This is a genomic window from Lachnoanaerobaculum sp. MSX33 (genome assembly GCF_000512995.1).
Lineage (GTDB): Bacteria > Bacillota > Clostridia > Lachnospirales > Lachnospiraceae > Lachnoanaerobaculum.
Genome location: NZ_AZXX01000007.1, coordinates 54606 through 68041, shown reverse-complemented (window position 1 = coordinate 68041; position 13436 = coordinate 54606). Strand labels below are relative to the sequence as shown.

The 13436-nt window shown below is 32.9% G+C and carries 12 protein-coding genes; 4 read left to right on the top strand and 8 right to left on the bottom strand.

Translation table 11 applies throughout. The features are described from left to right. Positions 1–223 precede the first annotated feature (223 nt). From groL to HMPREF1495_RS00850, 3 genes are all read right to left on the bottom strand, one after another. Positions 224–1843 (bottom strand): chaperonin GroEL, encoded by a 1620-nt coding sequence (groL, locus tag HMPREF1495_RS00860; RefSeq protein WP_034211258.1) that lies wholly within the window; start codon positions 1841–1843, stop codon positions 224–226. A 30-nt stretch (positions 1844–1873) separates the two neighbouring features. Continuing rightward, the gene (locus HMPREF1495_RS00855; protein WP_009220291.1) at positions 1874–2158 is read right to left on the bottom strand and encodes a co-chaperone GroES; all 285 of its coding nucleotides are present in this window, start codon (positions 2156–2158) and stop codon (positions 1874–1876) included. 147 nt (positions 2159–2305) lie between these two features. Continuing rightward, positions 2306–3676: a sodium-dependent transporter gene (locus HMPREF1495_RS00850; protein ID WP_034211251.1), complete on the bottom strand. Its 1371-nt coding sequence runs from the start codon at positions 3674–3676 to the stop codon at positions 2306–2308. A gap of 353 nt (positions 3677–4029) precedes the next feature. Here HMPREF1495_RS00850 and HMPREF1495_RS00845 point away from each other — a divergent pair, with 353 nt between their 5' ends. The 4 genes from HMPREF1495_RS00845 to HMPREF1495_RS00830 all read left to right on the top strand — a co-directional run bounded on the left by HMPREF1495_RS00845 (position 4030) and on the right by HMPREF1495_RS00830 (position 7869). Beyond that, positions 4030–4764 carry a MerR family transcriptional regulator gene (locus HMPREF1495_RS00845; protein ID WP_034211249.1) on the top strand — a complete coding sequence of 245 codons (735 nt, stop codon included), beginning with the start codon at positions 4030–4032 and terminating at the stop codon, positions 4762–4764. A 165-nt stretch (positions 4765–4929) separates the two neighbouring features. Further along, on the top strand, positions 4930–6051 hold the full coding sequence (locus HMPREF1495_RS00840) for a VanZ family protein (RefSeq protein ID WP_034211247.1): 1122 nt from the start codon (positions 4930–4932) through the stop codon (positions 6049–6051). Between the two features lie 89 nt (positions 6052–6140). Next, positions 6141–6848, top strand: coding sequence for a PAQR family membrane homeostasis protein TrhA (gene trhA, locus HMPREF1495_RS00835; RefSeq protein WP_007594973.1), 708 nt, complete (start codon positions 6141–6143; stop codon positions 6846–6848). A gap of 184 nt (positions 6849–7032) precedes the next feature. Then, the gene (locus tag HMPREF1495_RS00830) at positions 7033–7869 is read left to right on the top strand and encodes a cell wall-binding protein (protein ID WP_034211244.1); all 837 of its coding nucleotides are present in this window, start codon (positions 7033–7035) and stop codon (positions 7867–7869) included. A gap of 59 nt (positions 7870–7928) precedes the next feature. Here HMPREF1495_RS00830 and HMPREF1495_RS00825 read toward each other — a convergent pair whose 3' ends face one another. From HMPREF1495_RS00825 to HMPREF1495_RS00805, 5 genes are all read right to left on the bottom strand, one after another. After that, on the bottom strand, positions 7929–9161 hold the full coding sequence (locus tag HMPREF1495_RS00825; RefSeq protein ID WP_007594969.1) for an extracellular solute-binding protein: 1233 nt from the start codon (positions 9159–9161) through the stop codon (positions 7929–7931). A gap of 8 nt (positions 9162–9169) precedes the next feature. Beyond that, positions 9170–10276, bottom strand: a complete 1107-nt coding sequence (locus HMPREF1495_RS00820; RefSeq protein WP_007594963.1) for a glycoside hydrolase family 172 protein — start codon at positions 10274–10276, stop codon at positions 9170–9172. 21 nt (positions 10277–10297) lie between these two features. Further along, on the bottom strand, positions 10298–11152 hold the full coding sequence (locus HMPREF1495_RS00815; RefSeq protein ID WP_007594962.1) for a carbohydrate ABC transporter permease: 855 nt from the start codon (positions 11150–11152) through the stop codon (positions 10298–10300). 12 nt (positions 11153–11164) lie between these two features. Then, positions 11165–12043, bottom strand: coding sequence for a carbohydrate ABC transporter permease (locus tag HMPREF1495_RS00810; protein ID WP_007594961.1), 879 nt, complete (start codon positions 12041–12043; stop codon positions 11165–11167). An 85-nt stretch (positions 12044–12128) separates the two neighbouring features. Beyond that, positions 12129–13394, bottom strand: a complete 1266-nt coding sequence (locus HMPREF1495_RS00805) for an ABC transporter substrate-binding protein (protein WP_034211241.1) — start codon at positions 13392–13394, stop codon at positions 12129–12131. Between the last annotated feature and the right edge of the window lie 42 nt (positions 13395–13436).

The following is a 13436-nucleotide window of genomic DNA, read 5'->3' as shown; positions in this document are numbered from 1 at the left end:
AACAAAAGTTCTCTATTGCTCAAATACATTTTAATAAAATTATATTCTTCATTCAGCCAAAAATATATTATGCACAATAACGAAATTATGTCCTTTATTTTATACAATATTACTTTAACAATTTCTAAGTACAGCTTATTGCATAATTTTTAAAACTTTAAACACAAAAAGAGCACACCCTGTTTCCAAGGTATGCCCTATAAACTTTTTTATAAAGTTTTAATTACATCATTCCCATTCCGCCGCCTGCAGGCATTGCAGGTGCGTCTTCTTTTATATTGGCTACTGCCGACTCTGTTGTAAGAAGTGTAGATGCAACCGAGTTTGCATTCTGAAGTGCAGATCTTGTAACCTTTGCAGGGTCCAAGATACCTGCCTTAACCATATCAACATACTCTTCTCTGAAAGCATCAAATCCTACACCTTCACTTGACTCTCTTACCTTGTTTACAACAACGCTTCCCTCAAGTCCTGCGTTCTCTACTATTCTGAAAAGCGGTGCCTCAAGTGCTTTAAGTATAATCTTTGCACCTGTTCTCTCATCACCTTCAAGGGTAGCTACAAGCTTCTCAACTTCCTTGCTTGCATGGATATAAGCTGAACCGCCTCCTGCAATGATACCTTCCTCAACAGCCGCTCTTGTAGCGTTGAGTGCATCTTCCATACGAAGCTTTGCTTCCTTCATCTCAGTCTCTGTAGCCGCACCGACTCTGATAACCGCTACACCACCTGAAAGCTTAGCAAGTCTTTCCTGTAATTTCTCTTTATCAAACTCGGATGTAGTTTCTGACAGTTGTGCTTTAATTTGAGCAACTCTCTTTTCAATATCAGCCTTTGAACCCTGTCCGTCAACGATAACGGTATTCTCTTTTTGAACCTTAACACTCTTTGCACGTCCAAGGCTTGCAAGTGTAGCATCCTTAAGATCAAGTCCAAGTTCCTCACTGATTACTGTACCGCCTGTAAGAACAGCGATATCCTTTAACATATCTTTTCTTCTGTCACCATATCCCGGAGCCTTTACAGCTACAACATTGAATGTACCTCTAAGCTTATTTACTATAAGAGTTGTAAGAGCCTCACCCTCTACATCCTCAGCTATAATAAGAAGCTTCTGTCCCGATTTAACAAGCTCCTCAAGTACAGGTAAGATGTCCTGAATATTTGAAATCTTCTTATCTGTAATAAGTATATATGGATCATCAAGATTTGCTTCCATCTTCTCCATATCTGTACACATATATGCAGAAACATAACCTCTGTCAAACTGCATACCCTCTACCAAGTCAAGCTCTGTCTTCATAGTCTTTGACTCTTCAATAGTGATAACACCCTCGTTTGTTACCTTCTCCATAGCATCGGCTACAAGGCTTCCAACCTCATCATCACTTGCAGAGATAGCTGCAACTCTTGCAATCTGGTCTTTTCCCTTTATAGGCTCACTCATCTTTGCAATAGCCTCTACTGCCACATCTGTAGCCTTCTTCATTCCCTTACGTAAAATTATAGGATTTGCACCTGCCGCAAGGTTTTTCATTCCTTCATTTATCATTGCCTGTGCAAGAACTGTAGCTGTTGTTGTACCGTCACCTGCCACATCATTTGTCTTTGTAGCAACTTCCTTTACAAGCTGTGCACCCATGTTCTCAAAAGCATCTTCAAGCTCTACTTCCTTTGCAATAGTTACACCGTCATTTGTGATAAGAGGTGTACCGAATGATTTATCAAGTACAACATTTCTTCCCTTAGGTCCCAATGTAACTCTAACTGTATCAGCCAGCTTATTTACACCGGCTTCCAATGCTTTTCTTGCTTCAACGCCATATTTAATATCCTTAGCCATATTTACCTCCGTCTAATCTATATAAAATTATTATTCAATTACTGCCAAAATATCATTCTGCTTTACAACGATATATTCAACCTTGTCAAGCTCCACCTCTGTACCTGCATACTTGGAATAAATAACCTTGTCGCCAACCTTGACCTGCATCTTTATTTCTTTTCCGTCTACAACTCCGCCCGGACCTACTGCAACAACCTCTGCCTGTGAAGGCTTCTCCTTTGCCTGTCCCGGAAGTACAATACCTGATGCTGTTGTCTCTTCAGCAACCAATTGCTTTAAAACTACTCTATCGAATAAAGGTACTAACTTCATTTTGTATTCCTCCTAAATGTTTATAAACTTAACTATGAAGTTTTATACCACTTTTTATTAGCAGTGTCAAGGTTTGAGTGCTAATATTCTTAATAAATTAAAAATCAGCCTCAACTTTAACAGTTTATGGCTGATTTCTTTTATTTCTTATTTAAAAAACTTATCATATATTCCAAATACGAATATAAATAATACTATTATCGGCAATATAAATGTAAGGTAGAATCTCATCCAGTTCTTCATCTTAAGACCTTCACCCTTATTACATTCCTTGAGATAATTATCCCATCCCCATCCGTATCTGCTTACACAAAACAGTAGATATACCAAGGAACCGAGCGGCAAAATAATATTACTTACAAGGAAATCCTCAAGATCAAGTATTGTTCCTCCAAAAGGCTTTAGCCAATCAAATGCCCATGCACCAAAACCTAATACACATGGTAATGAAAGTACTATTATAACTATCAAATTAAAAAGACTTACCTGTTTTCTTGACTTCTTTGTAAGGTCCATACCGCATGAAACTATATTTTCAAACACCGCAAGTACTGTAGAGAATGCGGCAAATGACATAAATATAAAGAAGAAACTTCCCCATAGTCTTCCAAGAGGCATCTTATTAAAGATATTAGGCAAGGTGATAAATATAAGTGCAGGACCTGATGTCTGATCCACACCATATGTAAATGTAGCCGGGAAAATAATAAGTCCTGAAACTATAGCTACAAAAGTATCCAGTATAACTATTGTCACAGACTCTCCAAGCATACTTCTGTCATTACTTATATAACTTCCGAATATAAGCATTGCACCTATTCCAAGGCTTAATGTAAAGAATGCCTGATTCATAGCACCGGTTATAACATTACCTATACCTGTTTCTTCTATTCTGCTTATGTTCGGTACAAGATAATATTTAAGTCCTTCTACAGCACCTTTTAAGAAAAATGAATTTACTGCAAGTATAATCATTACCACAAGCAGTGTAACCATAACTATTTTTGTAATATTCTCAAGTCCGGCTTCAAGTCCTCTTGATACTATAAACATACCTGCAACTACTACCACCACCATCCAAAAGATCATGATGGAAGGCTGTGAAAGCATTGTATTAAATACATTTAAAACTCCGTCCGAATCCAGACCTTCAAATCTGCCTGTTATAGTCAGGTAAAAATAATGAAGCATCCATCCTGTTACAGTGGTATAAAACATCATCAAAAGATAATTACCTATAAATGCCACTATTCCGTGTATATGCCATTTACTTCCGGCAGGTTCCAACTTTTGGTATGCAAGCACCGGACTCTTTCTTGCAGCTCTCCCTATTGAAAACTCCATAGTCATTATAGGCAATCCCAGCATAACCAAAAATAACAAGTACAACAGTACAAAAGCACCGCCACCACCTTTTCCTGTCATATATGGAAACTTCCATACATTACCGATACCTATCGCACATCCGGCTGAAATGAGTATAAACCCGAGCCTGGACTTTAACCTTTCTCTTTCCAAAATATCCTCCTAATAAACCTTTGATATTTTTGAGGATTGCGAGAACATTGTGTAAAGCAATCCGACATAAAGGTAAAACACTTTACCTAAATGACTTGATAAACTGTAGTCAATCAAATGCAAAACATTATAACACAATTAATTAAAAATTTCTATCTTATACCTTAAGTATATCCCTTATATTATTGTATTATTCAAAAATTAATTAATCATATTTTGACAAATCATAACCCAAGAATTATTTCTATTTTGATATTTAATCTTATATTAAATTTATAAATAATCTTTAACTTAAGGTATTGACTATTACATTGCGTCATAGTTTATACTTATCCTTGTTAGGAGGTTTTCAAATGTTTTTAATTAAAAAGGTTAGTGAAATAAGCGGTGTATCGGTGCGCACTTTACACCATTATGATGAAATAGGTTTGCTTTCACCTAAAAAAAATGAAAACGGGTACAGATATTATTCCGAGGATGATATGTCTTTTTTGCAAATGATATTGTTTTATAAATATCTGGGATTTCCTTTAAAACAGATAAAGGATTTATTAAAACAGGAAGATCCGGAAATACTCAATCATCTAAAGAAACAACTCGTTTTGATGCAGAAAGAAAAGCAAAAACTCTTAACACTTATTGATACATTGGAAAAGACTATTGAATCAAGAGAAAGGAAAATTACTATGTCAATAAAAGAAAAATTCAAAGGTTTTACATATCAGGATAATGAAAAGTATAAACAAAAAGCAATAGACCTTTATGGAAAGGAAGTTATTGAGGAAGCCGTTAAAAAACAAAAAGGAAGAGAACAGGAAATTGCCGACGGTTTTAATAATATCTTTTTTGCCATATCGGATAATATGTCAAAGGGACTTAAGTCTACATCAAAAGAAAATACCGAACTGGCAAAAAAGCTTCATAAACATATTTGTGAATACTCTTTTGACTGTAGTGCGAATGTATTTTCAAGCATAGGCTATGGATATGTTAAAAATCCGGAATTTAAAAATAATATGGACAAATTCGGAGAAGGTATGGCACAGTATCTGTGTGATGCGATTCAACAGTATGTAAAAGAGATTTAATTGATAAATCTTTTTAATATATTTTCACCTCTAAGTATCGTTTTATTGTACTTAGAGGTGAAAATCAAGCATTTAGCTTTATTTAATTTGTCTTTATATCAATTTTGATATAAAATTTATGCATCGCCATATAATTTTAAGCTGTTATATTTTTTAGGAGCAAATATGAATCAATATATAGAAGTATCTTTACAGGCTGTTATACTGTTTCCCTTTGTGGTCGCTATATTTACATTGCCTTATATTGCTTATAACTACCACAAATACGGATCTGTTATAAGTCTGAAGGTTGTGATCGTTTATTCTTTTATTTTTTATATTCTGTGTATGTACTGCCTGGTGATACTTCCTCTTCCGTCTCCGGAAAAGGCTGCCACATTGCACAGTCATAAAATGCAGCTTGAACCTTTTTTATTTATAAAAGATATTTTACAAAGGTCCGACATTATTAAAGATCAGCCAAAAACATGGTTAAGTGTAGTACTGAACAAGGCCTTTCTTGTAAATATTTTAAACCTGTTTTTAGCTCTACCTTTTGGAATGTATTTACGTTACTATTTTAAAAGATCATTTATAGAAACTATTGTTTTATCATTTCTGTTGTCCTTATTTTTTGAAATAACTCAACTTACAGGACTGTACTTCCTATATTCCGGCAGTTACAGACTCTTTGATGTGGATGATCTTATAGTAAATACTTTAGGCGGTGTACTCGGATTTCTTTTAATGGGACCGTTTATGAAATTTTTGCCTTCAAGAGATGAGCTGGATGAAATAAGCTATAAAAAAGGGATGGAAGTATCATTAACAAGACGCTTTATATCATTCTTTTTTGATATGGCATTTATTGCTTTTTTGACTTTTATTTGTGAAATTTTAATACCTGAATTTGCCTTATTATTCTCATTTGAAGCAAGTATCTTATTTTATTTTTCTGTTTTTCCGATATTATTTAAAGGAAGAACTTTAGGAAAATTTATCACGAGTACAGCCATTGTATCTTTAAATGAAGAACTTCCTGCATTCTATTCTTATTTTTTAAGGTATATACTTTTTTACGGATTTTATTTTTTTATTCCTTTAAATATAAGAAGACTTCTTGAAAGTTTAATACTTACAAATACAGATCCTTATAAAGATATGGCATATGCAACTATTGAGCTATTAGCAGCTATTTTATACTTTATGATATTACTTACAGCTCTTATAAAATCTGCAAGACATCGCAGACTTTTATACGAAAAATTATCAAAGACAAAAATTCAAAGCACTGTCAAAGTATCATAATTATTTTATGCTTGAAATCTCCCAAATGTTGATGTAGTATTTAAATATATAACATCTAGTTTTGAAAACTACATCAAGGAGGGATACATATGAACTCAAAATATAAAGAAAAGACAAGATTCGGTGTACTTCCGGGAACTATATCCATAAAAATAAGGGAACCCGGTTCGGCACTTACTCACTTTTGTGGCCTTATTCTTTTATGGATAGGAGCAGGCCCGCTTATTCAAAGAACTATAGAGCATGGAAGCTTTTTAACTTCATTATCTATGCTTGTATTTATTATATCAACAACATTATTGTATGCGGCAAGTACAATCTATCATTCCGTAGTTTTAGACCTTAAAAAGACAATGATTTTTCGTAAAATAGACCATATAATGATTTCTGTTTTGATTGCCGGAACATATACACCTGTATGCCTTACCGCTCTTAAAGGAAAAGTCGGATATATATTACTGGCTACCATATGGACACTCGCTATAGGCGGAATTATACTGAAAATTTTCTTTGTACACTGTCCTAAGTGGCTGTCATCTTTAATTTATCTTATTATGGGATGGCTTTGTGTATTTGCATTAAAACCTATATTCAAAGCACTACCTCTAACCGGATTTTTATGGCTTTTGTTTGGAGGTGTCTCCTACACACTCGGAGCTGTAATCTATGCCTTTAAATTGAAAGCTTTTAATGAAAAACATATTTATTTCGGTTCACATGAGATTTTTCATGTTTTTATTATGATTGGAACATTTTGCCATTATATGTTGCTTTTTAATACATTGTCCTTTTATTAAATATTCTTTCAATAAAAGGCATATGTCTATAAATTACTGTTTTTATTTTATTTATTCACTATATTTATAAAAATAAAGCCACAAACATTACATATGCTATTGAATATACCGGTATTATTATATATAATTAATATAGAGTTAATTTTGTATTTTAATGTATGTCTGTATTTTATAGGAGGTATATATGAAAAAGCCGCTTTTTTGTACTATGATGATATTTGCTACATTATATTTAACTTCAACTGTTTTTGCAAGTCAAGGATATAAAAAACAAAGGTATGCATTAAAAGATACCTGGATGATTCATAATGATGCATGGTGTTATGTTGATTCCGAAGGAATTATTTCTACAGGATGGAAAGATATTTTAAATCATCGATTCTACTTTGATAATGAGGGAAGAATGGTGACTAATCAATGGGTTGGTGAATATTATATCGGTCCTAACGGGATGATGTTAACCGATACCACTACTCCTGACGGTTATAAAGTCGGAAATGACGGTAAAAGAATTTCTGAAAAAGTTGTGCTTGATGAGGCAAGGGCAGCCTCTACACTTGAAAAACATGCCTATTATAAATACTGTACTAAGGAACAGGCCGAACAGGCGGATGCTGTTGCAAGAAGTATTGCTACAAGAGTTTTATCAGACACCTCGCTTATAACAGATCTTGCAAAAATAAAGAAGGCTTCATCTATTATTTACAAAGAGTATATTATAGAAAGTTCACGTAAAAATGATGAAAATAAGTACTACAGAAGTCCTTATGGTGTTTTTATAGCAGGAATAAGTACAAGTGCAGGCGGTACCAGAGCACTTGGAAGAGTTCTTGATTTTATGGGGTATGATTGGGAACATGCCAATCCTAATACAAAAACTCATCAATGGTGTATCGTAAATATGGACAATCAGGCAGGATATGCCGATGCTATGGGATATGGTTGCGGATTTGGTATTCATCCTTATATTTCTGAAGATATGAGTTCTGTTAATAAAGATATTGCTAATGGTGTATATTAAGACTGTATTAAAAACGGCCGGCACTTAAAGTGCCGACCGTTTTTCTCTAAATACTGAAATTATTTTCTATCAGCTATTGCTTGAGCTAATTTACAAAAATCATCCAATGTAATCTCATCTAATAAATACTTTTGAAATATTCTTCCCATTTCCGAGATATCATTCATTGGATTAGGTGACAGCGGCCTGACTTTAAAGTTTGTATTCTCAACATACTTTCTTATAATATCAATATCAGGAACATCTATATCTTCCTCTAAGATAACATCAATTCTTGCAGGTATCTGCTTCATTGCGTTACTATATTCAATGCTCCCTTCTCTACTTGAAATATAACTTAAAAATTTCTTTGCAGCATTTTTATTTTTTGAAGCTTTATTAAGTACATACTGCCACGTTGCTATATTAGTTGCATTTTTTTTGAACATAGGAAGTTCTGCCACATGTATTCCATCTTCTCCATACTTTCCTGAATTCAAAAAGATATTTATAGCACCGCTATACATAAATACACATCCATACTTGCCGTCAATAAATTTTTGTTCCATTTGTTCGTATCTGTCTATCATTTGATTTTGAGGTGTATAACCATGTTTCAGCATATCATGCAAAAACTTAACAGCTTCCTTTGTATTATCATTATTCCAATTATAATAGTCTCCATCAAACATATTTATAAATTGTGATAAATCATTATATATATATGTTTCATCCCATGCACTTCCATATCCATACATGTTTGTACCATAATCATTACCGACAAATAATGAAAAATCATCCAAATTTTTAACTCCTTCGAGTTCTGAATATTTTATATATTTTTCATTTACCCAAAACATCATAATATCCATAAGGTATGGAACAGAATAAAAATGATTTTTATACATAGCCACCGATTCTACATAATCTTTAGGATATGATTCCACAATGTTTTTACTCATTATATCATCTAAGTTTTCAATATATCCTTTTACTTTAAACTCACTTACCATCTCATCATTAACTGAAATCAAATCAATATCTGAATTTCCTGATAAAAGTAATGTTGAAATTTCCGCCTGTCTATTATTTGCATCAGCCGGACAAGGAATTATATTTATTTTCATATTTAATTTTCTTGATACATCGTTAATATAATTTTTAAAATCAGGATTATCAGCTTCTATATGCATGATATTTAATTCAGCTTCATAATAGTTGCTTATTTCTATTTCTTCATTCTTCTTATAATTATTACAAGAAGATAGAATTAAACCGATACATAATAAAATACAAAAAATTTTTTTATACAAATCAGCTCCTATCTTGGACGCCTACCTTCTCTTCCTACAAGAGGTAAGAATGATGAATGAGGCTCTGTCTGATACCAATATGCTACACTTGCAACATCATCCTGTCTTTCAAAAAGACCTCCATGTCCAACACCGATTTGCTGTATAGTAACCTTTAAATCTTCATCAAAGCATATAGGATCCTGTATATGCCACCTATAGAACCCTCTCATCGGTAAGCAATCATCATTGTGATAATCATTATGAATCAATTCATCATGTGATGAATAGTACGGATATCCCAAATATGATGTACTATAATTTTGCTCAACTGTTTTTCCATTTATCTGTTTTGCAAAACTCCATGAACCTCCAAAATAATCTTCAGTTCCTGTACCGCAAATTGTAGGATATTCTATATCTCCGTCTATGTAAAATTTTACTTCTCCTTCTCCCCACCAGTACCTTTCCAATGTGGTCAATGCAATATATGTCCCGATATAATGTCCCTTTCCTTTTACATTGTCCAATATTACATAATCTTTACCTAAAGTTGTAACTCTTTCTCTTCTCCACTGAGCATGAAAATAAGCTATATCGTTAGGAAGATTATCTACAACACAATAATCAATCTGATAGAAAAATGCCGGTATCGGATTTGGATGCTGGTTTTCCAAAGTTATTCTTGCTCTTTTATTAAAAGGCATTTGAAAATAACTGTTCATTCCTCTATTTGGTACTACAACAATCGGCATTGAATTCACTACACATTCCCTTGCAAATCCACAACAAAAGAAATCTCCAAGTGGACTCTCTACAGAAGGAGTTTCCTCATCGTCCCAATATATCCTTATAATCAGATCACTTAAAACAAAACAATCTGCTTCTGTTGTTTTATTTGTAACCGTAATCCATATGTGATTTATTATACCCGGTCCCTCTATATCGGCAAGTGTTACATTTTCTCCACTCGGTATATCTTTTAAACAAGGACTTCCTTTTCTTGAAGGCCCCAGATTGCTTGATGCCATCCCGCCTTTACCTTTTTCTCCTGTAGGATTTTCTGCATTTACAGCTCTACTTTTTCTGTTTTTTAAAATTGCTAAATTTCCTAAACTTCCGTATAAATCATACATAAACTTAACTCCCTATCTAAATTAAGATTTAACACCACCTGCCATAATTCCATCCATTATCTGCTTTTCAAAAACAGCAACAAATAATATTATAGGTAAAAGTATTATCCATCCCATTGCACTGACTAAATCCCATGGTACACCATACATATTATCTCTTAAAGGAAGTTGAACTATCGCTACAGATAAAACCTGTATTCCGTTTGAATAATATAAAGGTGTAAAAAAATTGTTTAAACAATTTATAAAATTAATAATGCACACTGTGGCAATAGCAGGTTTCATCAAAGGCAATATTATATAAAATAAAATCTGTATAAAATTTGCTCCATCTATAGCAGCAGCCTCTTCCAGTGAAACAGGTATTTTACCGACGAAATTGTTTAATATCAAAACTGTAAACGGAATAACCGAACTTACATATAGTATTATCAAACCTTGATATGTATCGAACAATCCAACCTTTTTCATAAATTCATATAAAGGCCTTGCAGTAACCACCTCAGGTATAAGTAAAGTTGCAAGAATAAATGCAAACGCTACACTTATCCATTTTGAATTAAACCTTGAAAATCCATAAGCTGCCATTGTACATAATATTGTGCTTATTATTAATGTACTTCCTACTATTATTACTGTATTTCCTATTTTACTTAACAATCCTACATTTTCAATAAGAAATTTATAACTGTCAAGTGTCGGATTATTTGGCAAATAATCTATAGGCTTCTTAAATAATTCTCCTGCAGGAGTAATTGATGATATAAAAATCCAATATACAGGAAATAAGATAAGAAATGCAACAACTATAAATAATAACCATCTGCTTATAGATATACATTTTTTATATATTTTATATTTAGTATTACTACTCATATTATTCTCCTATCATTCACTGTATTTATTCATAACTCTTATATTAAACCAACTAAATAAAGCCATTAAAATAAAAAGCATGATAGCTAAAGTAGAAGCATACCCTATATTCAAGTTTGTAAAAGACTCCATTGCTATACGATAAGCTATCAATGATGTATCTTCTCCCGGACCACCGGATGTCATTGCATATACCAAATCAAATGATGTTAATCTCCATAATGTAAAAGGTATACATAATGTAATAATATTCCTTATAATTAAAGGTAATGTGATTTTAAAGAATATTTGAAAAGAATTTGCTCCGTCTACTTTAGCCGCCTCATAAATATCACCTGAAATGAACTGAAGTCCGGATAATACAAGTATTGCAAAAAATGGTAAATCTTTCCATAAATCCATTGCTATAACAGCACTACGAGCAGATCCGGTATTTATTAACCAATTAAATTGAAACTCCGGTATGAATCTTCTAATTAAATCATTTACCAATCCATAATCATTATTAAATCCCCATTTTGCCGCCATTCCTATAACTACAGCCGGCATAGCCCAAGGTATAAGTACTATTGTTCTTAAAAACCTCCTACCTCTGAATTTCAAATTAAGTATCAATGCAAGTATAGTACCTAATATAACATGAAAGAACATTGATACTACTACAAAAATAGAAGTAAATTCAATAGAGGAAATTACTTTATCATCTTTAAACACCTCTATATAATTTTTAAATCCTACAAACTCGTTTATACCTGACAGAACTTTAATATTATACATACTATTTTTAAAAGTAATAATTATAGGATAAATTGTGGTAAATCCCCTTATCAAAAGTACAGGTAAAATCAAAATTATAGGTATATACCTTATTGACTTTTTGCTTATGTTCAAAATAATTCCTCCTATAAATAAAATGAGTGCTACAGTAATATTATATTTATAAATTCCTACGCTGTAGCACTCTTTGGATTATATATTATTTATATTTATCTACCAAATCCTGTGCTTTTTTGCAAAAATCATCTACTGATATTTCACCCTTCATACAAGACTGATAAATTGTTCCCATATCTGTGATAAACTCCATAGTTTGCGGAAGCATAGGGCGTCCCTGTACATTACATTCTGAAGCGTATCTGGTATACATCTCCTTTGCAGGATCGCTGTCAGGAACTACCTTCTCGGCAACATCTCTTCTTGCAGGGTAACGATCAAAAGCTTTATATGAAGCTTCCATTCCACCCTCAGATGCCATATACTTTAAAAACTTTATTGCCGCTTCCTTATTTTTGGATGCAGAATTCAATACATAACTCCATGAATCTGTAAATATAGCTCTATTACCGTCATCAGTCATTGAAGGTACCATAGCCATATGAATCTTATCATCACCAAGCATACCTGCTTTCTGATAATCAGATCCCAATCCCCACATAAACCAACAACCATATTTTCCATCATTTGCCTTTGGATTCATCTGCTCATATTTATCAGCAATTTGATCAATTGGTGTTTCATTATTTTTTACCATATCATATAAGAATTGTATTGCTTCCTTATTTTCAGGTCTTGTCCAATCAAAATAATCGCCACCGAACATATTTACAAATTGTGCTATTTCATTAAACACATATGTTTTTTCCCAAGATCCACCATACCCATAAGTACCGTTTACTGAAGCAGCTGACATATATTTTTTAAAATCTTCCTTTGTATCTATAGAAGTTATTCCGGCATTATCCATTATTTTTTGATTTACCCAAAAGGCTAAATATCCTGAATATCCGGGTACACCGATAACATTTCCTTCTTTATCGGTAATCATCTGCTCCAAATATCCCTTTGCAAATTCACCACGAATATCATCAGTCATAACTGTATCATTAAGTCCATCAAGCCAACCTGAATTTTTAAATGATGCACTCATTTCATCATTAATTTCCAATATATCTACACTTGAATCACCTGTAGAGAGTATAGTAGTGATTTTTTGCTGTCTGGTATCAGAATCTGTAGGGGCAGCAATTACATTAATCTTTAATCCTGTAGCATCTTGTACATTGTTTAACCATTCAGCAAAATCAGCATCTGTAGTATTGATACTATATAGTGTCAAATCATATTTGGAATTTCCACCATTTTCCGAGTTTTTGCTTGCCTGAGTTGTTCCTGATCCACAGCCCGCTAACAGACCCGTTAAAAGTACTGTACTTAACATTACGCTTTTTATTCTTTTATTCATCTTTCCTCCTTATTGTCCTAAAATACTTCACTTACACATATA